This is a genomic window from Shigella sp. FC1544, from assembly GCF_001722145.1.
In the GTDB taxonomy this organism is placed as follows: domain Bacteria; phylum Pseudomonadota; class Gammaproteobacteria; order Enterobacterales; family Enterobacteriaceae; genus Escherichia; species Escherichia coli.
In genome coordinates, this window is sequence record NZ_MECT01000477.1 from 1 (window position 1) to 23,746 (window position 23,746).

Here is a 23,746-nt window from a genome sequence, read left to right on the forward strand (position 1 = left end):
TAGTGCGCTGGGTTATCGCTCGCCACGGGAATATCTGCGGCAGCGGGCTTGTAATGGGTTAAGTGATAACAGATGTCTGGAAATATAGGGGCAAATCCAATAAATAAAGATAAGTAATTACGCATAAAACAACAATGATTATAATAGCAAAAATAAATATTATCATCTTTGATAGATTACTTGAGATAGCCAGCATCTTGTAAAGCCTTTATCGTTTTTTTATGCTCTGGATTAATATAATCACTACATCTATCTGAGCAATCTGTTATTGATGGACATGTCAACCCATGGTCATTTACAGCCAAGTCTTTTTTATTATCTTCAATCATTTCAGAATGGGATAGCTTTACTTTTCTGCCGTACATACCGAACAGATTTAACCCGTAATCTCTAATCTCTTTTTCATAACCCAGCCCTTTCGCCGATCGGCTAACACCAGCGTCATTTAATTTAGACACTCGACAAAATGCCATACAATGGAAAAATTGATCAGTCCCACCTAAATTTAATCTCTTCATAAGTATCAGATAATATATCCCATGCTCTTTGATGGTTTAGTTGATCTTTTCTTCTTATTAGCGCTACATCTGCGGGACTTAACCCTAATGGATCAATACCATTCACCGGATTCAGCGGATACGCATACAGACTCCATCCCCCCTCCAGCCCTATCGGGTCCTGAGTGATATACCGCCCCTGCAACGGATCGTAGTACCGGTTCCGGTTGTAGTACAGCCCCGACTCCTTATCATACTGCTGCCCCGGCAGCCGGTACGGCTGGTGCAGGTGATGCGGGTTCTCCTCATTAAGCTGGTTGCCCCATTCATCATATTCCTCGCTCCACGCCGTATTGCCGTCTTCACTGATAAGCGCCAGCGGCAGGCCCCGGTGGTCACAGTGATAAAGATGTATTTTTCGCTCAGGCAAATAAACCGGCTCTATCTGTGCCGCCAGCCGCTCCACCGTCAGCCCGCACTGCGCAAGCCACTGGCGGCTTTCACTGCTCACGCAGTTTGCCCGGATTTCCCCCTCCAGCCTGTCCAGCAGCCCCACCAGTTCAGCCGGGAACACCACACCGTGACCGTCTTCGCTCCCTTCCTGCTGTAACTTCTCCGCCAGGCTGCGGCACTGCGCTTTCTCCCGTTCACCGTTGTCTGTTTCGATGCGGATGAGCGCGCGAAGCTCCCCGGCTGGTATACCGTCTGGATACGCGTGGTGTCGGTCTGTACCGTCGTCAGCCGGTCGCCGTCCCATCCGTACCACGTCACCTCCGGTTTACGCGACAGCGACATCCACCCCGTCAGGTCACGCTCGCGACGCCACACCCGTTTCCCCGTCCGGCGGCTCAGCGGGTCGTAGAGGTAGCGGCTCTCGACCAGTGGCTCGCCATGCTGTATCCGCGTGTGGAACACCAGGCGGTGCTGGCTGTCGTAGTGGTAGTGGTGGGTCCGCTCGTCGTCCGTCCGTATCACACCCGCCGGGATGCGGTCCGTCTTCTCCGTCAGTCTGCCGTATTCATCATAGTGGTAAACATAGTGCGCATCCTCTGCGATGCGGTTATCCGGCCACGCCGTGAGCGTGCTGTCCGGGTGTAGCTCCGGGTCCGGCAGCCGGTTTCCCGCCGGGTCGGTCGCATACGGGATGCGGATGTCCAGGTCCGGTGCGAGGGTGCGCACGCTCTCCAGCCTGCCCGTGGCGCTGTAGCCGTATTCCCACGTCTGTCGCGGACCGCTGATGCGCACCAGGTCGCCGTTGTCATTCCACCCGTAGTCACGGTCATACACCAGGCTGTTCAGGTGCTGGCTCTGTAACTGGCCTGCGGGGGTGTATGTGCTGGTCAGTTCATATGCGGCATTACTGCCTGCCATGCTGCCGAAGCTGCGCACCGTCTCACGGTGCAGCCTGTCCCGCGTATACTCGACCAGCGGCGTCCCGCCCAGCTTCATGCCCGCCAGGTAACCGCTGCCGTAGGTCAGCCACTCCACCGGCGGCAGGCTGTCCGGCGTGACGCGGTTTGCCAGCCCCTGTTCGTTGTAGGCGTGTTTCGTCTCATGCTGCCACAGCAGTTCCCCCGTCTCCGGGTTCTCCACCGTCTGCCGTTCGCCCGTCAGGCGGCCCTTATCGTCGTAGCCGTAGTGGACAGCGACACGGTGGCCTTCGCTCAGGTGGCTGATTTCTCTCAGCCAGCCGTGGCCGTCATACTGCCACTGCTCTGCCGGGTCGCCGTTCACCGTCCGGTGCGTGATGCGGTCCGACGCATCGTAGTGCCAGAGGGTGACAAGCCCCTCATCCTCACTCTGCGTGAGTTTTCCGGTCAGGTCATAATGATAACGTTGCGTCCGCCCGTCAAAGCCGCCCTGCTGTACCAGCCGGTCCAGCGCATCGTAGCTGAAGTCGCTGTGACTGCCGTTCTCGTTAGTCAGACTGATGACACGTCCGGCAGCATCGTACTCCATACTGCGCGTCAGCCCGCCCTGCGTGGTGCTGACCGCCTTTCCCCACGCATCGTACTGTGTCTCGCTCCGGTTGCCGTCCGGGGTGATAACGGCAGTCAGGTCGCCTGCGGCGTTGTACTCATACTGCGTTTCACGGCCCTGTGCGTCTTTCACCGAGGTTAACCGGCCACGGTTGTCATAGTGGCGGTAAAGGCTGATACCTTCCTCGCGGTGAACCGCCGTCATCTGCCGGGTGCTGCCCGTCGCATCCGTTGTCGTCGCCGGTAACTCACTGTGCGCGTCATCGTAGCGGTAGCGTACTGTCTCCCCGCTGCGCGATGTCTCCGATACCAGCCTGCCCGGTTCATCATATTCCCGGCGGCTCTCCAGCCCGTCCGGGTACACCACCGCCGTCAGCTGGTTCCCGTCGTTATAGTAAAATTTCGTCTCCCGCCCGTCCGGTGTGGTGATGTCCGTGATATCGCCGGACACCACATTCAGACCGTACTCTGTCCGCCGTCCCGCCGCGTCCGTCTGCGCCGTGAGCCTTCCTGCCGCGTCATACCCGCTGCGCGTGACGCTGCCGTCCGCCAGTTCTTTTTTCACCACCCGTTTCAGCCCGGCCCCGCCTTCTGTATGCAGCACCTCACGCCGGTTCAGGCTGTCGGTGACGGTGATGCGGTCCTGCTCATAAAGATAGCGGTAGCTTAACCCTGCCGGGTTCAGTTGCTCCACCACCCGCCCCGTATCGTCGTAGCGGTAGCGCATCTCCGGCCTTCCCGCGTAACGGTGCGCCACCATCCGGCCCAGGTGCTGCGCGTCATACGTGAAAGCGCGCACCTGCGTATTGCTGCGGTCATATACCGCCAGCAGTTCACCGGCTTCCGTATACGTGTACCGCGCCAGTGGCGCACCGGGCAGGCTCTCCGGGTATGCCGGGTCGTGCATCAGCCACACCGCCGAAAGGCGGATACCCCTGTCGGGGCCGTACTCTGTGCTCTCCGGCAGTGAATCAGGAATGTCCGGTCGTTTTGCTCCGGCGACGACCGCCTGCTGCCGGGCCTCTTCCGCCCGCTGCGCCTGTGTGGTCAGCACCAGACGGAACTCCCGCCCGGCACCGTCCGTCACGCCGGTGATTTCCCCGGCCAGGTCGCCTGCGGCCTCACGCCGGTACGTCAGCGTCCGCCCGAAGCGGTCCGCCATCCCGGTAAGCACCCGGTACGGCGGCAGCGGCGCTGGCAGTACGTCCTCAGCACCCGGCACCCGCTCAGATCACCCCAGTATCCACCACGGCCCCTGTGCGCTGTTGGTCGCCAGGTAAAGATGCGGGCTTAACCGGATATCCGGCGGCAGCGACGCCCACAGCCGTGCCAGCGTGTGGCCGTCCGGCTGCGCTGCCTTACCGCCACGCACCAGCCACATTGACTCACTGCGGCTGTACACAGCCTCCCCCGGCAGCAGCGACTCAAAGTGAATGCTCCGCCCGCCGTTGTCGTTGAGTACCAGTGCATCATCGCGTATCTGTAAGCGGATATCAGAAGGCGCTTTCCAGCCGGGGCCAAAAATTCCCACTGGCGCAGGCGTCTTCGTCCGGTAGCTGCTGTAGGTGCGGGAGAGAATGAACGGCAGCGGGTCGGGCAGCGCAAGGTCCGTCTCGCCGGGCTGTACTTTTGCACCGAGCAGCGGGTTCACCGGGTTGCCCGAGGTCATCCCGCCCGGACACACCGAGCACGCCACGCCAGTTGGCGCGCCAATTCTTACTCCTGCCGAACCCTGGACAATGGGACCGCCATACTGAGTCATATCTCCCTGACGCGCCGCTGGTTTTCCGCTCATATAAAGTGCCCTTTTAGTTATTGTTCATATCCCTGTGTTAGCAACAAAAAAAATAAAATGACACACAAGACCAGCTAATGTATTTATATATTTTTCACATAAAGTTATTTGTTCTCAATCAACAATAACTGTTATTGCAGGTCACTTTCAATATTTTATTAAACTAAAATTTTTAGCACAGATGAATTCATCATCAACAAATTCACTATATGGATAATATCCATTCAACGCATATGATTTATGATTTTATTAGTCTGAGTTATTTTTGTAGGGCTATATTTAAAATTATTAAACTCCACCGATTCAGATTAATATCAGCAATAGAAAGATAGGAAATCACCAATTCAATAACATCATCAATGAAACATATTGTAGAATTAATTTAAACAAGGCGTTCCATTCAACCAGAACGCCCCTTATTTACTCTCATCACCCCGCAAACTGCCTGAACAGCGCCTTACCCTTAACCAGTCGCGCACCCAGCCAGCCGCCGAAAAGCGACAGCAGCAGCGCACCGCTGCACGGCAGAACAATCCACAATCGCCAGTCTGGCTCCCACGGGAAATCAAACACTTTCGCCTGCAACACTGCCAGTGCCGTTTCCGCACCAATTGCGGCCACCAGGCCGGAAACAAACCCAAGCATGGCGAACTCACACCACAATGTCGTGCGCAGCAGTTTTTTCCCCGCACCGAGTGTGCGCCATACCACCAGCTCCTGATGACGCTGGCGCATTCCCACCTGCACCTGTGCCAGCAACAGCAACATACCGCAGGCGGTGACCAGCACCACCATCACCTCCAGCGCCCGACTTACCTGCTCCAGCACCTGACCGACCTGTTTTAAAATCGCGCCAATATCTAACAGGCTAATGGTCGGGAACTGGCGGTTGAGTTGCGTCAACATGCCGTTGCCATTCTCCCAGCGGAAACTGGTAAGCCAGCTCTGCGGTTGCCCGTCTAATGCCCCTTCCGGGAAAATAAAATAGAAATTAGGCCGCAGACTTTCCCGGTCCACTTTGCGCAGGCTGGTCACTTTAGCGCGGAACTCCTGGGTATCGCCCATAAAAGTCACGGTATCACCGAGGGCAACGTTTAAGCGTTTCGCCAGCCCCTCTTCCATCGACACTTCATCGGCTTTTGGCGGCCAGTTACCGGCGACAATCGGATTATGATCGGGCCGCGTATTTTGCTAGGTAAGATTGAGTTCGCGATTAAGCGCCTCATCTTCATTACCTTCTGTCGGCTTATCGTTAATCGCCGTCAGCCGCGCCCGCACTACCGGATAAAATGATTCCGGGACTATATGATGTTCCGCGAGGAACACTTTTAGCGGTGCTACCTGTTCTGTGGCGATGTTAATTAAAAAGTAGTTCGGGCTTTCTGGCGGTAGCTGCTGCCAGCGGTCGAGCAGATCGCCACGCAATACCAGCAACAGCGCCAGCAGCATAAAGGAGAGCGAAAATGCCGAAAGCTGGCTTAACGTTGACCACGGCTGACGTAACAGGCGGCTAACCGCCAGGCGCAGAGGTAGCGATTTCAGCGTCATGCGGCGAAGTACATTCAGCTGCATCCAGCCCAGCACACCGCACAGCAAAGCCAGTACTACCGCGCCCGCCAGCACCGCCCAAAGCAGCATGCTGCCACCCATTAATCCGGCGAGCAGCAGCACAACCACCATACTGACAATCGGCAGATAAAACTTCAGCGGCCAGACGTTCGCTACCACATCATTACGTAATACGCGTAAAGGCTGTGTTGCCAGCAACAAGCGGTATGGTCGTAGCCCCACCAGCAGCGAGATGACCGTCATGGTGCCAAGCGCCCACAGCCACGGCCAGAGGCTGGCTGGCGGTAGTGCAGCAGGCAGAACGGGCTTGAGCAGCACCATCAACACGTTTTCGAACAACAGGCCTATGGCCCCACCGGTAACGGCTGAAAGCGTCAGCACCATCAACCACTGACCGACGATTAGCTTACGCAGTTGCGCTCGCCCTGCCCCCAGCGTTTTGAGGATCGCCACCAGATCGTAGCGACTGCGACAGTAATGATTCATCGCTACCGACACCGCTGCCACTGCCAGCAGCAAGGTCAGAAGCGCCGAAAGCAGCAGGAACTGTTGCGAGCGTTCCATCGATCGCCCCAGCGCGCCTTCGTCCTGTTCCAGACCGTACCAGCGTTGTTCGGGTTTAAGCTGAGGTAACAACCATTTCTCATAGCCGTCGAGCTGGTTCTCGTTGCCGCCGAATTTATAACGCCAGGTGACCCGACTCCCCGGCTGCACGGCTCCGGTTTTATCGACATCCGCCAGATTCATCATCAGACGCGGAGCCATCTGGAAGGGGTTAAAACCGGAATCCGGTTCCTGAATCACTTCTCCGGCAATCCGCAAGGTGGCATCGCCCACGTCAATGGTGTCGCCCGTTTTCAGGTTTAGCAGTGCCATCAGGCGTGGGGCCAGCAATACGCTGCCCGCCTGCGGTTTCAGGCCAGGGGGATTAGTTTGCAGATCGCCATACATCGGGTAGATATCATCCACCGCTTTGACGTTCGCCAGCTGCGGTGTGTCGCCTGCAAAGGTCATTGTGGCGAAAGTCAGCTGCTTGCCGACTTTCAGGCCGCGCTTTTGCGCTTCCTCCAGCCACGCTTGCGGCACTTCGCGTGAACTGCGCAACGCCCGATCGCCCGCCATAAACTCACGGCTTTGCTGGCTTAAGCCCTTCTCCATGCGATCGCTGATATTGCCCAGCGCCAGCACGCAGGCCACCGCCAGGCTTAGCGCCAGCCAGACAATTAATAGCGACGGCGAACGCCATTCGCGCCAGAACCAACGTGCAATCATGCTTCCTCCTGCAACTGCCCGTTCACCAGCCGTAAGCAGCGGTCGCAGCGTGCCGCCAGTTGCAGGTCGTGGGTCACCATAATCAACGTGGTGCCATGTTCACGGTTGAGGGAAAACAGCAGGTCGGCAATTTTATCGCCCGTCTGGCGGTCAAGGTTGCCGGTGGGTTCGTCGGCAAACAGCACATCAGGTCGACCATTAAAGGCTCGTGCCAGCGCCACTCGTTGCTGTTCACCGCCGGAAAGCTGTGCCGGAAGATGATCCAGACGTTTACCCAGCCCTAACTGTTCGAGCAACGCTTTCGCCCCGTTACGACTTTCCGCGCTACTCTCACCGCGCAGCAGAGCCGGAAGCTCGACGTTTTCCAGCGCGTTAAGGGTAGGAATTAACATAAATGACTGAAAAACAAAGCCGACGTGCTTCGCGCGCAACTTTGCCCGCGCTTCTTCGTCCATATTATGTAGCGGTTGTCCCACCAGACTCACTTCGCCACTGCTGCCGTCATCAAGCCCGGCGAGGATCGCCAGCAAGGTTGACTTACCCGATCCCGACTCGCCCACCAGTGCGATGGTCTCGCCACGTTTGACAACCAGCTCAACTCCGGTGAGGATGGAGAGTTCATGCTCCCCCTGACCGACGGACTTCTTAAGATGATGAACTTCAACAATGTTTTCCGCTGGCATTTGCCCTTCCTGTTCCTAGTCCTGTTAACCTTCCGTGCCGCCGCAGCGGACACGTTATTGATTCTGGGTGATAGCCTGAGCGCCGGGTATCGAATGTCTGCCAGCGCGGCCTGGCCTGCCTTGTTGAATGATAAGTGGCAGAGTAAAACGTCGGTAGTTAATGCCAGCATCAGCGGCGACACCTCGCAACAAGGACTGGCGCGCCTTCCGGCTCTGCTGAAACAGCATCAGCCGCGCTGGGTGCTGGTTGAACTGGGCGGCAATGACGGTTTGCGTGGTTTTCAGCCACAGCAAACCGAGCAAACGCTGCGCCAGATTTTGCAGGATGTCAAAGCCGCCAACGCTGAACCATTGTTAATGCAAATACGTCTGCCTGCAAACTATGGTCGCCGTTATAATGAAGCCTTTAGCGCCATTTACCCCAAACTCGCCAAAGAGTTTGATGTTCCGCTGCTGCCCTTTTTTATGGAAGAGGTCTACCTCAAGCCACAATGGATGCAGGATGACGGTATTCATCCCAACCGCGACGCCCAGCCGTTTATTGCCGACTGGATGGCGAAGCAGTTGCAGCCTTTAGTAAATCATGACTCATAAAGCAACGGAGATCCTGACAGGTAAAGTTATGCAAAAATCGGTCTTAATTACCGGATGTTCCAGTGGAATTGGCCTGGAAAGCGCGCTCGAATTAAAACGCCAGGGTTTTCATGTGCTGGCAGGTTGCCGAAAACCGGATGATGTTGAGCGTATGAACAACATGGGATTTACCGGCGTGTTGATCGATCTGTATTCACCAGAAAGTGTTGATCGCGCAGCAGACGAGGTGATCGCCCTGACCGATAATTGTCTGTATGGGATCTTTAACAATGCCGGATTCGGCATGTATGGCCCCCTTTCCACCATCAGCCGTGCGCAGATGGAACAGCAGTTTTCCGCCAACTTTTTCGGCGCACACCAGCTCACCATGCGCCTGTTACCCGCGATGTTACCGCACGGTGAAGGGCGTATTGTGATGACATCATCGGTGATGGGATTAATCTCCACGCCGGGTCGTGGCGCTTACGCGGCCAGTAAATATGCGCTGGAGGCGTGGTCAGACGCGCTGCGCATGGAGCTACGCCACAGCGGAATTAAAGTCAGCCTGATCGAACCCGGTCCCATTCGTACTCGCTTCACCGACAACGTCAACCAGACGCAAAGTGATAAACCAGTCGAAAATCCCGGCATCGCCGCCCGCTTTACGTTGGGACCGGAAGCGGTGGTCGACAAAGTGCGCCATGCTTTTATTAGCGAGAAGCCGAAGATGCGCTATCCGGTAACGCTGGTGACCTGGGCAGTAATGGTGCTCAAGCGCCTGCTGCCTGGGCGCGTGATGGACAAAATATTGCAGGGGTGAGTTGAAGCGCGCGCTTAAGCCCCCATGTCAAAGAAAATATCGACAACAGAGAGCGACTCCATGTCCGTAGAAAATATTGTCAACATTAACGAATCTAACCTGCAACAGGTTCTTGAACAGTCGATGACCACTCCGGTGCTGTTCTATTTTTGGTCTGAACGTAGCCAGCACTGTTTGCAGTTAACCCCGATCCTGGAAAGCCTCGCGGCGCAGTACAACGGGCAATTTATTCTGGCGAAGCTGGACTGCGACGCGGAGCAGATGATTGCCGCCCAGTTTGGTCTGCGCGCGATTCCGACCGTGTATCTGTTCCAGAACGGGCAACCGGTAGATGGCTTCCAGGGGCCGCAACCGGAAGAGGCGATCCGCGCCCTGCTGGATAAAGTGCTGCCGCGCGAAGAAGAGCTGAAAGCGCAGCAGGCGATGCAACTGATGCAGGAAGGCAATTACACCGATGCCCTGCCATTGCTGAAAGACGCCTGGCAGTTGTCGAATCAGAACGGGGAGATCGGCCTGCTGCTGGCAGAAACGCTGATTGCGCTGAACCGTTCTGAAGATGCGGAAGCGGTGCTGAAAACCATTCCGTTGCAGGATCAGGATACCCGCTACCAGGGGCTGGTGGCGCAAATCGAACTGCTGAAGCAGGCGGCTGATACGCCGGAAATTCAACAGTTGCAACAGCAGGTGGCGGAGAATCCAGAAGATGCCGCACTGGCGACGCAACTGGCGCTGCAACTGCATCAGGTTGGGCGCAATGAAGAGGCGCTGGAGTTGCTGTTCGGGCATCTGCGTAAAGATCTCACCGCCGCAGACGGTCAGACGCGTAAAACGTTCCAGGAGATCCTCGCTGCGCTGGGTACGGGTGATGCACTGGCGTCGAAGTATCGCCGCCAGCTGTATGCATTGTTGTATTGATATTCCGTTGTTCGGCACATGAACCACAACGCCGGATGCGATGCTGCGCATCCGGCATCGCATCATTTCTTCTTCAATTGCGTCACCACCAACTGGTGGCGCGAATTATAAAACTTACGATAGGTTAAATAGCAGGCAATAATGGTCGACAAGCTGGCGGTTGAGAGCAGCATAAAGGTCACCATAATCTGATATTTAATCGCCCTCACCGGATCAATCCCGGCAAATATCAGCCCGGACATCATTCCTGGTAAACTCACTAAGCCAACCGTTTTTGCTGAATCGACCGTCGGAATTAAAGCCGCGCGAATACTGTCGCGAATCAATATCGCTGAAGCCTGCTTCGGCGTCGCGCCAAGACTCAGTTTCTCCTGAATCTGTTGCTGTTCGCTAATGACCCGTTGCCCTAAATTGTTGTAACACAACCCCACCGCTACCATGGCGTTACCGGCAATCATCCCGGCGATAGGGATCACCTGCATCGGGATAAATTCAATCGACCCTGAGAGAATCAGCACCGCCAGGGTAATTCCCGCCCCGACCGTAATGGCAATAAACGATGAGATAAAAGCTTTAGCAATATATTTACTGCGTTTTTGCGCGTTCCACGCCGCATTAAAGCAGATAAATAACACCATCAATAATGTCAGGCTGGCATCATCCACGCTGAAAATATACTTCAGCACATAGCCGACAATAATCAGCTGAATTATCGCGCGCCCGACGCTCCAGAAAATATCTTTCTCCAGCGCCAGTTTTTCTTTATGGCTAATTAAGATTGCCACCACCACCAGCATTAATGCCAGTGCCAATGATTCGTTAGTAATATTATGCGAGTTCATAGCGTGCTTCCTGCATTTCTCCGGCATGCGGTTGCAGTGTAATCACTTTATCCGCATGATTAATTTCGTCTTTATCGTGTGTCACCCACAGCACGGCAATATTTTGCTCGCGCACATAACGATGGATCATCTCATTAACGTTATGTTTATTACTTTCATCCAGCGCACTGGTGATTTCATCCAGCAATAAAACCTTCGGCATAAATTGCAGGTTACGAATCAGTGAGATGCGTTGTTTTTCACCACCAGATAGCTCGGCGATATTTTTCGTCAAAATGCTGTCCGGCAAGGCGAAGCGTTCGAGAAAATCGAGAAAAATGGCTGGGTCAGGCTGCCGGTTACGGATCTGCCAGGGAAAGATCAGATTATCGTATACCGTATCGCCAAACAGCGTCGGTGTCTGGGCGCAGTAAGAGACTTGTTGGCGGTAGATTTCTGGCTTTAGTGTGCTGACATCCTCACCTTCAAACAGTAACGTTCCGCTGGTTGGGCTGATCAATGAAGCAACTATTTTTAGCAGCGTACTTTTGCCACAACCAGAAGGACCGGTAATTAACTTAAATTCGCCAGCACGCAGCGAAAAATTGATGTTATTAAGAATCTTCGCATCACCCGCCAGATATCCTACGTTTTGTAGCTGAAGCAAAGGACTATTTTCCTGCATCGCTGTTCCCTTTTTCTGATTTTTACTAAAAACAGTTTATCCTTCGCAGGAATAAGGGGGAACTCTCTTTCAGTAATCAGGTATAATTTGTTTAATCAAGCAGCAATTTTGCTGATTATGGACGGTACAACAGGAGGTTTTTCCGATGCTTATCTTTATCCCGATTCTCATTTTTGTCGCGCTGGTCATTGTCGGCGCGGGCGTCAAAATCGTGCCGCAGGGCTATCAATGGACGGTAGAACGTTTTGGTCGCTATACCAAAACGTTACAGCCGGGGCTCAGTCTGGTGGTGCCGTTTATGGATCGCATTGGTCGCAAGATCAATATGATGGAGCAAGTGCTCGATATCCCTTCCCAGGAAGTTATCTCGAAAGATAACGCCAACGTTACCATCGACGCAGTCTGTTTTATTCAGGTGATTGACGCGCCACGCGCTGCCTATGAAGTCAGCAATCTGGAGCTGGCGATCATCAACCTGACCATGACTAACATCCGTACCGTGTTGGGTTCAATGGAACTTGACGAAATGCTCTCTCAGCGCGACAGCATCAACTCACGCCTGCTGCGTATTGTCGATGAAGCCACCAACCCGTGGGGGATTAAAGTCACCCGTATTGAAATTCGCGACGTGCGCCCACCGGCAGAGCTTATCTCTTCAATGAACGCGCAGATGAAAGCGGAACGTACCAAACGCGCTTACATTCTTGAAGCGGAAGGGATCCGTCAGGCGGAAATCCTCAAAGCCGAAGGTGAAAAACAGTCGCAAATCCTGAAAGCGGAAGGCGAACGTCAGTCGGCGTTTTTACAGGCTGAAGCGCGTGAACGTTCCGCCGAAGCAGAAGCCCGCGCCACCAAAATGGTGTCTGAAGCTATCGCCTCCGGTGATATTCAGGCGGTGAACTACTTCGTAGCGCAGAAATACACCGAAGCGTTACAGCAGATCGGTTCCTCCAGTAACAGCAAAGTAGTGATGATGCCATTAGAGGCCAGCAGCCTGATGGGGTCGATTGCCGGGATTGCCGAACTGGTGAAAGACAGCGCCAACAAACGGACTCAGCCATGATGGAGTTAATGGTCGTTCATCCACATATTTTCTGGCTCAGTCTCGGCGGTTTGCTGCTGGCAGCCGAGATGCTGGGCGGAAATGGTTATTTGTTGTGGAGCGGCGTGGCAGCGGTGATTACCGGCCTGGTGGTCTGGCTGGTGCCGCTGGGTTGGGAGTGGCAAGGGGTAATGTTTGCCATCCTGACGCTGCTCGCCGCCTGGCTGTGGTGGAAATGGTTGTCGCGGCGGGTGCGCGAACAAAAGCACAGCGATAGTCATTTAAACCAGCGCGGGCAGCAGCTGATTGGCCGACGTTTTGTGCTGGAATCTCCGCTGGTCAACGGGCGCGGTCATATGCGCGTCGGTGACAGTTCATGGCCTGTCAGCGCCAGCGAGGATCTCGGTGCAGGTACGCATGTTGAAGTCATTGCGATAGAAGGGATAACCCTACATATCCGAGCCGTCTCGTCTTAATCACCCTGCCCGATGATGACAGCAGCCGGAGAGATTTTCGATAATCGGGCAGTCGGCGCTGTCATCGCCAGGGCAGGCATTCGCCAGTGCCAGCAGCTGGTCGCGCATGGATTGCAGCTCCTCAATGTGTCGTTCGATCTCCGCCACCTTCTCCAGCGTGCGCCGTTTGACGTCGGCGCTGTGCCGCTGCGGGTCGTTAAACAGATTCACCAGCTCGCCGCTCTCTTCCAGGTTAAAGCCCACCTGCCGTGCCTGGCGCAGTAAGGTCAGTTCGTTGAGATGCTGCTGCGTGTAGGTGCGATAACCGTTTTCGCTGCGCATCGGCGGCGTCACCAGCCCCTTCTCTTCATAGAAGCGAATGGCTTTGCTAGTCAGGCCGGTAATTTTTGCTACATCGCTGATGTTCATCGTTCGCGCAACGCCTCCTGTGCTTTGTTAAAGGGTTTCAACAGATATTCAAGCACGTTTTTTTGCCAGTGCGAATATCGACCGCCACCACAATAATACAGGAAGTACTGCGCACAGAGAGATGTTATACGGTTTTATTGCGCTTCATGACCATTGCCACAATAAGGCTGAGTAAGAGTGAGCCAATAATCCATATCAACGCACGGCTACCCTGGGACCACAGACTGTAGATAAAGCCAACGATCACCAACAACATCACCAACGTACCAACGATAAGAATCGGCAACGAGGCGTGAATATCATGACGCAGGCGGATCGCCACCACAAACACCGCCAGGTAGCAAATCAAAAAGGTGGCGCTGGCAACGCTGGCGAGTGAGCCTAAATTCAGTGCCGCCGTCATCAGCATAATCAACACCACGACAATGATGTTGCCCCAGGTACTCTGCCGCCACAGGGATTTATTCATTAGCTTCGGCAGTTCGCGTTCGCTGCCCATGTTGTCCATGATGTTAAACACGGCGAACAGGTTCGCGTTAATGGCTGAAGCCGTCGCTAGTAAAGCGCCGATGACGACGATCACATAACCCACATGTCCGAGCAGCGGAGAAGCAGCCTGCGCTACGGCGGTATCGGCATATTTTTCTAACTCTAATGCCGATACATCGCTAAGCAAAACCAGTGCCAGCGAGATATAAAGCAACGTGGTAACGCCAATCGCCACCAGAAACGCCCGTGGCATAATGACCTGCGGATCTTTCACTTTATCCGCCGCGTTCGCCATCATGCCAAAGCCCGCATAGGCAAGGAAAGTTATCCCAATACAGGAGAAGAACGCACCGGAGCTGGGGGGCGCAGAGACGGAAATATGCGCTGGTTGCAGCGACCAGACACCGGCAATAATCAGCAATAACAGGATCATCATTTTAATGCCGACGAGGATCACTTCCAGCCGCCCTACCGCATGGTTGCTTAAGGAGTTGAAAAGCGTCATCACCGCAATGCTCCCCAACGCGTAGAGCAAAATAAGGTGCTCCTCCTGGCTGCCTTCATGCAAAAACTGCACGGCATAAGCGCCAAAAGCATGGGCGACCATGGCGATGCTCACCGCCAGCGTCAACAGGTACAGTAACGAGAGCGCCAGCGAAAAGACGCCGTTGCCTAATCCGCGACGAAAGAAGTCGATAATGCCGCCATTGCTGGGATAGCTCGCCCCCAGACGCGCATAGGCATAACCGGAAAACATCGCCACAATACCGCCAAAAGCAAAGGCGACCCAGGTCGAGGCTTCCATTAGCAACGCAGCCTGCCCCAGCAGCGCGAAGATCCCCGCCCCCACCATTGCCCCAATACCGATGGAAACGACATTCCATAGACCGAGGGGTTTGTTACCGTTATTACCTTCCGTGTTCATCATGATCAGCCCTTAAACACGTTATAGCCGAGTTGCTTAGCGACCGATGCCACCATTTTTTGACCGCGAACACTGTTACCTTCTTCGTCCAGCGGTGGTGAGAACGCGGCAATTCCCATCACGCTAGGGACGACCGCCAGAATACCGCCACCTACACCGCTTTTGCCCGGTAAACCAACGCGATACGCCCAGTCACCGGAGCGACCATACAGCCCTTCCATCATCATTTCGGCCAGAATGTACGGCACGTTGTCGGCCTGAAGAACGCGTTTATGCGTCAGCGGATTCAGACCACCCGCCGCCAGCGTCGCGCCAAGCGTTGCCAGTTCAACAGTATTGATGAGCGTGGAGCACTGACGGGTGTACACGTCACAGGCTTCCATTGCATCACAATAGAGATATCCGGCGGAGTACAGCAGCCAGGCTATGGCCCGGTTATGGAAGTTGGTTGTTTGTTCCGACTGGTTGACTTCGTCAGAGAGCGCTACCTGCTCACCAGCCAGTTGCTGTTGGATATGTAAAATTCGCTGCCAGCGTTGTTCAATATTTTCAGCGTTAATCAGGCTGGTGGTGGCAATAGCGCCAGCATTTACCAGTGGCGAAAGCGGTTTGCCGCCATGCAACTCTAAGGCGATAACTGAGTTAAAGGGCAATCCGGTCGGGTCAGCGCCAATTTTGTCCTGTACCGCCTGCGGGCCGACATCTTCTAACGCAAGGGCTAACGTACAGACTTTCGAGATGGATTCCAGTGCAAAGCGGTAATCACTGTCACCCGCACTATAGACGTTGCCATCGCAGGTCACGATAGCCACTGCCGCCAGTTGACCTGGTACATTCGCCAGAAAGGGAATGTAATCGGCATTTTGTCCGCCGTTAAGTGAGTGAAATTGGGTGTAAGCCTGATCCACTGCCTGCTGTAATTTGTTTGCATCTAACATCTTTTGTTAACTCCTTTTTATAGATGCGGGAGGTAATTCCTCACCCCGGTGCCGATTTTCAGGCATCCTGATTTAACTTAGCACCAGCAACTTAACTACAGGAAAACAAAGAAATAAATGTCTAATCCTGATGCAAATCGAGCCGATTTTTTAATCTTTACGGACTTTTACCCACCTGGTTTATTAATTTCTTGACCTTCCCCTTGCTGGAAGGTTTAACCTTTATCACAGCCAGTCAAAACTGTCTTAAAGGAGTGTTTTATGTCACAAACTATCGACCTGACCCTGGACGGCCTGTCCTGCGGTCACTGCGTTAAACGCGTGAAAGAAAGTCTCGAACAGCGCCCGGATGTGGAACAAGCGGATGTGTCTATCACTGAAGCGCACGTTACCGGGACTGCCAGTGCAGAACAGCTGATCGAAACCATCAAACAAGCGGGTTATGACGCATCTGTAAGCCACCCAAAGGCTAAACCGCTGGCGGAGTCATCAATCCCGTCGGAAGCACTGACAGCGGTTTCTGAGGCGCTTCCGGCAGCGACCGCCGATGACGATGACAGCCAGCAGTTGCTGCTGAGCGGCATGAGCTGCGCCAGCTGTGTCACCCGCGTACAAAATGCGCTGCAAAGCGTACCGGGCGTCACTCAGGCACGGGTAAACCTGGCGGAGCGTACTGCGCTGGTGATGGGCAGTGCCTCCCCACAAGATTTAGTGCAGGCGGTGGAAAAAGCGGGCTACGGCGCGGAAGCGATTGAAGATGACGCGAAACGCCGCGAGCGCCAGCAGGAAACCGCCGTCGCTACGATGAAGCGCTTCCGCTGGCAGGCGATTGTCGCACTGGCGGTGGGTATTCCGGTAATGGTCTGGGGGATGATCGGCGATAACATGATGGTCACCGCTGACAACCGCAGCCTGTGGTTAGTTATCGGCCTGATAACCCTGGCGGTAATGGTTTTCGCCGGCGGGCATTTTTACCGCAGCGCGTGGAAAAGCCTGCTGAACGGTGCGGCGACGATGGATACGCTGGTGGCGCTGGGTACGGGTGTGGCGTGGCTCTATTCGATGAGCGTCAACCTGTGGCCGCAGTGGTTCCCGATGGAAGCGCGGCATCTTTACTATGAAGCCAGTGCGATGATTATCGGTCTGATTAATCTCGGCCATATGCTGGAAGCGCGCGCGCGTCAGCGTTCTTCTAAGGCGCTGGAGAAATTACTCGATTTAACCCCACCGACGGCGCGAGTGGTCACCGCAGAGGGTGAAAAAAGCGTGCCGCTGGCGGAAGTTCAGCCAGGGATGTTACTGCGCCTGACGACCGGCGATCGCGTGCCGGTAGATGGCGAGATTACCCAGGGCGAAGCATGGCTGGATGAAGCGATGCTGACGGGCGAACCAATCCCGCAGCAAAAAGGCGAAGGCGAAAGCGTCCATGCCGGGACAGTGGTACAGGACGGTAGCGTGCTATTTCGCGCCAGTGCGGTTGGCAGCCATACCACGCTGTCAAGGATTATTCGCATGGTGCGCCAGGCCCAGAGCAGCAAGCCAGAAATCGGTCAGCTGGCGGATAAAATCTCAGCCGTATTTGTGCCGGTAGTAGTGGTGATTGCGCTGATCAGTGCAGCAATCTGGTATTTCTTTGGTCCGGTACCGCAGATTGTCTATACCCTGGTGATAGCCACCACGGTGCTGATTATTGCCTGTCCGTGTGCGCTGGGGCTGGCGACGCCAATGTCGATTATTTCCGGCGTCGGGCGGGCGGCTGAGTTTGGCGTGCTGGTGCGGGACGCCGACGCGCTGCAACGCGCCAGTACACTCGATACCGTCGTGTTCGATAAAACCGGGACGCTGACCGAAGGGAAGCCGCAGGTTGTCGCAGTAAAAACATTTGCTGATGTTGATGAAGCGCAAGCATTGCGTCTGGCGGCGGCGCTGGAGCAAGGTTCCAGCCATCCGCTGGCACGAGCGATCCTCGATAAAGCAGGCGATATGCAGCTGCCGCAGGTCAACGGTTTCCGCACATTGCGCGGGCTGGGCGTAAGCGGTGAAGCTGAAGGTCATGCGTTATTGCTGGGTAATCAGGCGCTGTTAAATGACCAGCAAGTCGATACTAAAGCGATTGAAGCCGATATTTCAGCTCAGGCATCGCAAGGAGCAACGCCTGTGCTGCTGGCGATTGACGGGAAAGTAGTAGCCCTGCTGGCTGTACGCGATCCGTTGCGTAGTGATAGCGTGGCGGCGCTGCAACGCCTGCATAAAGCGGGATATCGTCTGGTGATGTTGACCGGGGATAACCCAACCACCGCCAATGCGATCGCCAAAGAAGCAGGGATTGATGAGGTGATCGCCGGGGTGCTGCCAGACGGTAAAGCCGAAGCGATCAAACGTCTGCAAAGTGAAGGACGTCAGGTGGCAATGGTGGGCGACGGCATTAACGACGCGCCAGCGCTGGCTCAGGCGGATGTCGGTATTGCGATGGGTGGCGGCAGTGATGTTGCCATTGAAACCGCGGCGATTACCCTGATGCGCCATAGCCTGATGGGTGTTGCAGATGCGCTCGCGATTTCCCGCGCAACGCTGCGCAATATGAAGCAGAACCTGCTCGGTGCGTTTATCTACAACAGCATTGGTATCCCGGTCGCCGCTGGTATTTTGTGGCCGTTTACTGGAACACTGCTTAACCCGGTAGTTGCCGGAGCGGCAATGGCGCTCTCGTCGATTACCGTAGTGAGTAACGCCAACCGGTTGCTGCGGTTTAAACCGAAGGAATAAGTACGTCATTGCGGATGCGCTGCTTTAGGGCGGCGCATTTGGCATCGACGCATGACTGCCGGATGCGGCGTAAACGCCTTATCCGGCCTACGGTTCAGGCACAGGTTTGTAGGCCTGATAAGACGGGTAAGCGTCGCATCAGGCAATGGTGCTCGGATGCGGCGTGAACGCCTTATCCGGCCTACGAGATGAAGCGATGTTTTGGCCTTACGCGACCTTTTTTGCACGCTCTTCACGGCGTGCCAAATATTCAGCCACTGTTTCAATCCGTCCCAATTCTTCTTGGGTGCGCATGTTGTTTTCAACTTCCCAAAGATCAACTGCCGCCTGGAGGTTTAGCCAAAAATCTACTATGGTATCAAAAACTTTCGCCAGACGGAATGCCATCTCAGTGGTGAGTTTACGATTATTATTGATCAGTGTACTGACGCTATTACGATGAACATGCAGCAACTCTGCTAACTCATTGATTTTCAAATCGAGCGGTTCCAGATATTCATAGATAAGAATATCTCCGGGTGTCGTCGGTTTTCTTGTTGCCTGTTTCATGGTTTTTAACTGTTGCTTCCCTGTGAATAGCGATGCAAGAACATACTGAATCATACAAACACATTAAACAAGTCCCCAACTCCATTTGCGCCATCCCTCACCGCGCGCTAGCATGATATTTCACAAAGGGAGGTCGTATGGATCTGTTGTACCGGGTAAAAACGCTTTGGGCCGCGCTGCGCGGTAATCATTACACCTGGCCTGCCATCGATATCACTCTTCCCGGCAATCGCCATTTTCATCTGATTGGCAGTATTCATATGGGTAGCCACGATATGACTCCCCTGCCCACCCGTTTGCTCAAAAAGCTCAAAAACGCCGATGCGCTGATCGTCGAGGCGGATGTTTCCACCAGCGATACGCCTTTTGCTAATTTGCCTACTTGCGAGGCGCTGGAAGAGCGCATTAACGAGGAGCAACTCCAAAATCTGCAGCACATTAGCCAGGAGATGGGCATTTCTCCGTCGCTCTTTTCTACTCAACCGCTGTGGCAAATCGCGATGGTTCTTCAGGCGACGCAGGCACAAAAACTGGGGCTGCGGGCAGAATACGGTATCGATTACCAGTTATTGCAGGCGGCGAAGCAACAACATAAACCCGTGATTGAACTGGAAGGGGCTGAAAACCAGATTACCATGTTGCTCCAGCTCCCTGACAAAGGACTGGCGCTGCTGGACGATACGCTGACCCACTGGCATACCAACGCACGGTTGCTGCAACAAATGATGAGCTGGTGGCTGAATGCACCTCCGCAAAATAATGATATAACGCTGCCCAATACGTTCAGTCAGTCGCTGTACGATGTGCTGATGCATCAGCGAAATCTCGCCTGGCGGGATAAATTACGCGCCATGCCGCCGGGGCGATATGTGGTCGCGGTCGGTGCACTACACCTGTATGGAGAAGGGAATTTGCCGCAAATGTTGCGCTAAAAAAATGGCCAATATCGCTATTGGCCCGTCAAAGAGGAATTTCATTTTTTTATTATTATGCCGTCACTTTAAGCGACGGTGTAACTCGATTGTCGCTCAATCTCACCATCCTGCCAATACTCTTAGGCAAGATGACTCTTTTTTTTGGACCGCCATCAGGCGTATGCTTGCTTCGTTTTTTTGTTTAAGGCAGGAAAATTACCATGACACCCGCAGTTAAATTACTCGAAAAAAACAAGATTTCGTTTCAAATCCATACCTACGAGCACGATCCGGCTGAAACCAATTTTGGCGATGAAGTCGTCAAAAAATTAGGTTTGAATCCGGATCAAGTCTACAAAACGCTACTGGTGGCAGTGAACGGTGATATGAAACATCTGGCAGTGGCCGTTACGCCGGTCGCAGGTCAACTGGATCTTAAAAAAGTAGCAAAAGCGCTGGGTGCCAAGAAAGTTGAGATGGCCGATCCGATGGCCGCGCAGCGTTCGACGGGATACCTGGTTGGGGGGATTAGCCCACTGGGGCAGAAAAAACGTCTGCCGACGATTATCGACGCCCCCGCACAAGAATTTGCCACTATTTATGTTTCTGGCGGCAAGCGCGGACTGGATATCGAACTGGCGGCAGGCGATCTGGCGAAGATCCTCGATGCCAAATTTGCTGATATCGCCCGCCGCGATTAAGCATTGTGCCGGATGCAAATATCCGGCACTTTCGGATTACTGCCAGCTCACCTCACCTTTCGGTTCATAAACACTCACATCCAGCGGCGAGCTTTTCTGGATATACGCTTTCAGCACTTCGGCATCAATAAAGCCGGTATTCACATAGCCCGGTTTGTTATCAAGGCGCGGATAGCCATCACCGCCGGTGGCATTGAAGTTTAATGTCGCCATACGGTAAGTTTTCGCCGGATCGACCGGTTCGCCTTTGATTTTCAGGTCGTTGAGTTTGCCGTCTTTCGTCACAAAGCTAACGTTGGCAAATTGCGGGTAGGCACCTGAATCTGGCTTCATTTGTGCGACGGCGGTCAGGTAATCAATCACCTCTTTACCGGTCATGTCGGCATACACCACCACATTGCCGAATGGCTGCACTTTCAGTACGTTTTTATAGCTGATATCGCCTGCTTCGATAGAATCACGAATTCCTCCTCCACTCATCACCGCAAAGTCGGCACCAGTGCGATCCATTTGGGCTGCCAGAATCAACCGCCCCATATTGGTCTGTACAAAACGCACTTTGTCACGATCGCCTTCCAGACGACCATTGGTTTCGCCTATTTTCACTTCCAACTGCGCTTTGCCTTTGTTCTGGAACGGCGATAACAGCGAGATCATTTGCTGGTTTTCAGCGATTTCAGGAGTGTAAAGCACGCGCTCGCTTTTCCCGTCTTCCCAGGTCACTTTCTTCTTCAGGTTCACCGGAATCAGCTGGTAGTTAACCATTTTCATTTCGCCATTACGAAACTCAAAATCAGCCCGTCCCACGTATTTGCCCCACTCATGCGCCTGCACAATCCAGATGCCGTTTTGTTGATCTGGTTTGCATGGCGTACCCGGCACGTAATCGACCTGTTTTTTGTTTTCTGCCGCCATGCAGACCGGAGCTTGCGAGTGACCACCGACGATCATCGCCAGCGATCCGGCAGGCAGCGCGCGTGCCATCTCCACATCGCCCGGTGCGTTAGAGCCGTGCTCACCATTATCGTAATGCCCCATATGGGTCGCCGCGATAATAATGTCTGGCTTTTCTGTCTGTTGCAGCTCCTGAATCACCAGCTTCGCTTCATCGGCGGGCTTACGAAATTCGACATCAGTGAAGTATTCCGGGTTACCAATTTTTGCTGTGTCATCGGTTGTCAGCCCAATGACGGCAATTTTCAGATCCTGACGCTTAAACAGCGCCCATGGTTTAAACAGGCGCTCGCCGGTACTTTTCTGGTAGATATTCGCGGAAAGCAACGGGAACTTGGCCCACTTTTCCTGCTGGCGTAATACGGTGAGCGGATTATCAAATTCATGATTACCGATCGCCATCGCGTCATAGCCCACCAGATTCATACCGCGAAAATCAGGTTCGGCATCCTGTAAGTCAGACTCGGGCACGCCAGTGTTAATGTCGCCACCGGAAAGTAGCAGCACGCTACCGCCTTCAGCCGCAACCTCTTTGCGGATACCATCCACCAGCGTTTTTTGCGCCGCCAGACCATATTCGCCATATTCATTGCGCCAAAAATGCCCATGATGATCATTGGTATGCAGAACTGTAATTTTGTAGGTTTTATCCTGCTCATACGCCAGAGCAGTTTCACTCGCCAGTGTAAATGTGGTTAACAGCGCTAACGCCACGCGCCGCTGCAATAATTTCATACTTCTCTCCCTGACCTGATTTCAACGTGTTGAAAAATAGTATGACGCAACATCATAGACAAGTCTGCGTCCGGTGAAGATAAATCTGCATCCAGATTAGAAATTCTGTATTCGGCGTTGAGACTTCCTTCAGGCGACGCATACAGGTATGTTAGTCGGGTAATAATCACAAATAAGATCATTCTTTACATCGCAACCCTGAAAAAGTGACTTTCCTATGGCAATGAGTGAACAAACCCAGCCTGTGGCGGGCGCGGCTGCGTCAACGACCAAGGCCCGAACATCGTTTGGTATTTTAGGTGCTATCAGCCTCTCACATCTGCTGAACGACATGATCCAATCGCTGATTCTGGCGATTTATCCTCTGCTTCAGTCAGAATTTTCTCTGACATTTATGCAGATTGGCATGATAACCCTCACCTTCCAGCTCGCCTCTTCGCTACTGCAACCAGTGGTCGGCTACTGGACCGATAAATATCCGATGCCGTGGTCGTTGCCAATTGGCATGTGCTTTACCTTAAGTGGTCTGGTGCTGCTTGCGCTGGCGGGCAGTTTTGGCGCAGTTCTGCTGGCGGCGGCGCTTGTCGGTACCGGTTCATCGGTCTTTCATCCGGAATCTTCTCGCGTAGCCCGTATGGCTTCCGGCGGGCGGCATGGCCTGGCGCAATCTATCTTTCAGGTCGGCGGCAACTTTGGCAGTTCCCTGGGACCCTTGCTGACGGCGGTGATTATCGCGCCTTATGGCAAAGGCAACGTTGCTGGTTTGTGCTTGCGGCACTGCTGGCGATCGTGGTGTTGGCGCAAATTAGCCGTTGGTACTCGGCACAGCACCGAATGAATAAAGGAAAACCCAAAGCGACGATAATCAATCCACTGCCGCGCAACAAAGTGGTACTGGCAGTCAGCATTCTGTTAATCCTCATTTTCTCGAAATATTTCTATATGGCGAGCATCAGCAGCTAGGTAATGACTCCAACTTACTGATAGTGTTTTATGTTCAGATAATGCCCGATGACCTTGTCATGCAGCTCCACCGATTTTGAGAACGACAGTGACTTCCGTCCCAGCCTTGCCAGATGTTGTCTCAGATTCAGATTATGTCGCTCAATGCGCTGAGTGTAACGCTTGCTGATAACGTGCAGCTTTCCCTTCAGGCGTGATTCATACAGCGGCCAGCCATCCGTCATCCATACCACGACCTCAAAGGCCGACAGCAGGCTCAGAAGACGCTCCAGTGTGG

Annotated in this window: 18 protein-coding genes and 5 pseudogenes; 9 read left to right on the forward strand and 14 right to left on the reverse strand. The window is 54.0% G+C overall.

All coding sequences use genetic code 11. The features are described from left to right. Positions 1–100 precede the first annotated feature (100 nt). From BGK49_RS31735 to ybbA, 5 genes and pseudogenes are all read right to left on the reverse strand, one after another. Positions 101–196 (reverse strand): annotated as a pseudogene (locus BGK49_RS31735) (hypothetical protein); the annotation flags it as partial. Further along, complete coding sequence (locus BGK49_RS30685; RefSeq protein ID WP_241525407.1) at positions 177–458, reverse strand: type IV secretion protein Rhs; 282 nt, start codon at positions 456–458, stop codon at positions 177–179. The gene BGK49_RS30685 and the pseudogene BGK49_RS31735, both read right to left, overlap by 20 nt. Before the next feature lie 139 nt (positions 459–597). Then, a pseudogene (locus BGK49_RS18595) lies at positions 598–4,271 on the reverse strand (RHS repeat-associated core domain-containing protein); the annotation flags it as partial. Between the two features lie 429 nt (positions 4,272–4,700). After that, positions 4,701–7,112 (reverse strand): annotated as a pseudogene (ybbP, locus tag BGK49_RS18605) (putative ABC transporter permease subunit YbbP). Then, complete coding sequence (ybbA, locus tag BGK49_RS18610; RefSeq protein WP_001110573.1) at positions 7,109–7,795, reverse strand: putative ABC transporter ATP-binding protein YbbA; 687 nt, start codon at positions 7,793–7,795, stop codon at positions 7,109–7,111. The pseudogene ybbP and the gene ybbA overlap by 4 nt, the downstream one beginning before the upstream one ends. Here ybbA and tesA point away from each other — a divergent pair. Genes tesA through cnoX form a run of 3 tightly spaced genes read left to right on the forward strand, consistent with a single transcriptional unit; the run spans position 7,766 to position 10,103 of the window. Beyond that, on the forward strand, positions 7,766–8,389 hold the full coding sequence (gene tesA / locus BGK49_RS18615) for a multifunctional acyl-CoA thioesterase I/protease I/lysophospholipase L1 (protein WP_001295836.1): 624 nt from the start codon (positions 7,766–7,768) through the stop codon (positions 8,387–8,389). The two genes, ybbA and tesA, sit on opposite strands and share 30 nt — an antisense overlap. Further along, positions 8,379–9,188: an NADP(+)-dependent aldehyde reductase gene (ybbO, locus tag BGK49_RS18620; RefSeq protein ID WP_000148945.1), complete on the forward strand. Its 810-nt coding sequence runs from the start codon at positions 8,379–8,381 to the stop codon at positions 9,186–9,188. The genes tesA and ybbO overlap by 11 nt, the downstream gene beginning before the upstream one ends. Positions 9,189–9,248: 60 nt before the next feature. Further along, positions 9,249–10,103 carry a chaperedoxin gene (gene cnoX / locus BGK49_RS18625; protein WP_001295322.1) on the forward strand — a complete coding sequence of 285 codons (855 nt, stop codon included), beginning with the start codon at positions 9,249–9,251 and terminating at the stop codon, positions 10,101–10,103. A gap of 62 nt (positions 10,104–10,165) precedes the next feature. Here the strand turns inward: cnoX and fetB are convergent, their stop codons facing one another. Together fetB and fetA are read right to left on the reverse strand one after the other, a co-directional pair. Further along, positions 10,166–10,945: an iron efflux ABC transporter permease subunit FetB gene (fetB, locus tag BGK49_RS18630; protein ID WP_005030189.1), complete on the reverse strand. Its 780-nt coding sequence runs from the start codon at positions 10,943–10,945 to the stop codon at positions 10,166–10,168. Then, the gene (fetA, locus tag BGK49_RS18635) at positions 10,932–11,609 is read right to left on the reverse strand and encodes an iron efflux ABC transporter ATP-binding subunit FetA (RefSeq protein ID WP_001157540.1); all 678 of its coding nucleotides are present in this window, start codon (positions 11,607–11,609) and stop codon (positions 10,932–10,934) included. Before fetA ends, fetB begins: the two co-directional genes overlap by 14 nt. 145 nt (positions 11,610–11,754) lie before the next feature. On the opposite strand from fetA, the gene BGK49_RS18640 reads away from it, so the two are divergent. Together BGK49_RS18640 and BGK49_RS18645 are read left to right on the forward strand one after the other, a co-directional pair. After that, entirely contained in the window at positions 11,755–12,672 is a 918-nt protein-coding gene (locus BGK49_RS18640; RefSeq protein WP_000904502.1) for an SPFH domain-containing protein, read from the forward strand. Then, the gene (locus tag BGK49_RS18645; RefSeq protein WP_000970323.1) at positions 12,669–13,127 is read left to right on the forward strand and encodes an NfeD family protein; all 459 of its coding nucleotides are present in this window, start codon (positions 12,669–12,671) and stop codon (positions 13,125–13,127) included. Before BGK49_RS18640 ends, BGK49_RS18645 begins: the two co-directional genes overlap by 4 nt. Here the strand turns inward: BGK49_RS18645 and cueR are convergent, their stop codons facing one another. From cueR to glsA, 4 genes and pseudogenes are all read right to left on the reverse strand, one after another. Then, positions 13,128–13,535, reverse strand: coding sequence for a Cu(I)-responsive transcriptional regulator (gene cueR, locus BGK49_RS18650; protein WP_001026747.1), 408 nt, complete (start codon positions 13,533–13,535; stop codon positions 13,128–13,130). Next, positions 13,532–13,629, reverse strand: a pseudogene (locus tag BGK49_RS31235) (hypothetical protein); the annotation flags it as partial. The pseudogene BGK49_RS31235 and the gene cueR, both read right to left, overlap by 4 nt. 30 nt (positions 13,630–13,659) lie before the next feature. Beyond that, the gene (locus tag BGK49_RS18655) at positions 13,660–14,952 is read right to left on the reverse strand and encodes an APC family permease (protein WP_000982153.1); all 1,293 of its coding nucleotides are present in this window, start codon (positions 14,950–14,952) and stop codon (positions 13,660–13,662) included. 2 nt (positions 14,953–14,954) lie between these two features. Then, positions 14,955–15,887, reverse strand: a complete 933-nt coding sequence (gene glsA / locus BGK49_RS18660; RefSeq protein WP_000883032.1) for a glutaminase A — start codon at positions 15,885–15,887, stop codon at positions 14,955–14,957. Between the two features lie 261 nt (positions 15,888–16,148). Here glsA and copA point away from each other — a divergent pair, with 261 nt between their 5' ends. After that, the gene (gene copA / locus BGK49_RS18665) at positions 16,149–18,653 is read left to right on the forward strand and encodes a copper-exporting P-type ATPase CopA (RefSeq protein WP_000083974.1); all 2,505 of its coding nucleotides are present in this window, start codon (positions 16,149–16,151) and stop codon (positions 18,651–18,653) included. 207 nt (positions 18,654–18,860) lie between these two features. Here the strand turns inward: copA and BGK49_RS18670 are convergent, their stop codons facing one another. Next, entirely contained in the window at positions 18,861–19,202 is a 342-nt protein-coding gene (locus BGK49_RS18670; protein WP_005039895.1) for a HigA family addiction module antitoxin, read from the reverse strand. A gap of 137 nt (positions 19,203–19,339) precedes the next feature. On the opposite strand from BGK49_RS18670, the gene BGK49_RS18675 reads away from it, so the two are divergent. Together BGK49_RS18675 and ybaK are read left to right on the forward strand one after the other, a co-directional pair. Continuing rightward, positions 19,340–20,134 (forward strand): TraB/GumN family protein, encoded by a 795-nt coding sequence (locus BGK49_RS18675; RefSeq protein ID WP_000365186.1) that lies wholly within the window; start codon positions 19,340–19,342, stop codon positions 20,132–20,134. A gap of 203 nt (positions 20,135–20,337) precedes the next feature. Continuing rightward, a complete protein-coding gene (gene ybaK, locus BGK49_RS18680; protein WP_000186627.1) occupies positions 20,338–20,817 on the forward strand; it encodes a Cys-tRNA(Pro)/Cys-tRNA(Cys) deacylase YbaK in 480 nt (159 codons plus the stop codon). Positions 20,818–20,853: 36 nt separating this feature from the next. On the opposite strand, the gene ushA is transcribed toward ybaK, so the two are convergent. Then, entirely contained in the window at positions 20,854–22,506 is a 1,653-nt protein-coding gene (ushA, locus tag BGK49_RS18685; protein WP_000771788.1) for a bifunctional UDP-sugar hydrolase/5'-nucleotidase, read from the reverse strand. Positions 22,507–22,723: 217 nt separating this feature from the next. Here ushA and fsr point away from each other — a divergent pair. Then, a pseudogene (gene fsr, locus BGK49_RS18690) lies at positions 22,724–23,466 on the forward strand (fosmidomycin MFS transporter); the annotation flags it as partial. Between the two features lie 17 nt (positions 23,467–23,483). Here fsr and BGK49_RS18695 read toward each other — a convergent pair. Further along, positions 23,484–23,746, reverse strand: a 263-nt coding sequence (locus tag BGK49_RS18695) for an IS1 family transposase (protein ID WP_000317683.1), incomplete at its 5' end; no start/stop codon positions are given.

Bases quoted from the DNA above. Each gene is read 5' to 3' on its own strand.
- tesA (WP_001295836.1), top strand. From the start codon at position 7,766: ATGAACTTCAACAATGTTTTCCGCTGGCATTTGCCCTTCCTGTTCCTA.
- ybbA (WP_001110573.1), bottom strand. From the start codon at position 7,795: ATGCCAGCGGAAAACATTGTTGAAGTTCATCATCTTAAGAAGTCCGTC.
- ybbO (WP_000148945.1), top strand. From the start codon at position 8,379: ATGACTCATAAAGCAACGGAGATCCTGACAGGTAAAGTTATGCAAAAA.
- cnoX (WP_001295322.1), top strand. From the start codon at position 9,249: ATGTCCGTAGAAAATATTGTCAACATTAACGAATCTAACCTGCAACAG.
- fetB (WP_005030189.1), bottom strand. From the start codon at position 10,945: ATGAACTCGCATAATATTACTAACGAATCATTGGCACTGGCATTAATG.
- fetA (WP_001157540.1), bottom strand. From the start codon at position 11,609: ATGCAGGAAAATAGTCCTTTGCTTCAGCTACAAAACGTAGGATATCTG.
- BGK49_RS18640 (WP_000904502.1), top strand. From the start codon at position 11,755: ATGCTTATCTTTATCCCGATTCTCATTTTTGTCGCGCTGGTCATTGTC.
- BGK49_RS18645 (WP_000970323.1), top strand. From the start codon at position 12,669: ATGATGGAGTTAATGGTCGTTCATCCACATATTTTCTGGCTCAGTCTC.
- cueR (WP_001026747.1), bottom strand. From the start codon at position 13,535: ATGAACATCAGCGATGTAGCAAAAATTACCGGCCTGACTAGCAAAGCC.
- BGK49_RS18655 (WP_000982153.1), bottom strand. From the start codon at position 14,952: ATGATGAACACGGAAGGTAATAACGGTAACAAACCCCTCGGTCTATGG.
- glsA (WP_000883032.1), bottom strand. From the start codon at position 15,887: ATGTTAGATGCAAACAAATTACAGCAGGCAGTGGATCAGGCTTACACC.
- copA (WP_000083974.1), top strand. From the start codon at position 16,149: ATGTCACAAACTATCGACCTGACCCTGGACGGCCTGTCCTGCGGTCAC.
- BGK49_RS18670 (WP_005039895.1), bottom strand. From the start codon at position 19,202: ATGAAACAGGCAACAAGAAAACCGACGACACCCGGAGATATTCTTATC.
- BGK49_RS18675 (WP_000365186.1), top strand. From the start codon at position 19,340: ATGGATCTGTTGTACCGGGTAAAAACGCTTTGGGCCGCGCTGCGCGGT.
- ybaK (WP_000186627.1), top strand. From the start codon at position 20,338: ATGACACCCGCAGTTAAATTACTCGAAAAAAACAAGATTTCGTTTCAA.
- ushA (WP_000771788.1), bottom strand. From the start codon at position 22,506: ATGAAATTATTGCAGCGGCGCGTGGCGTTAGCGCTGTTAACCACATTT.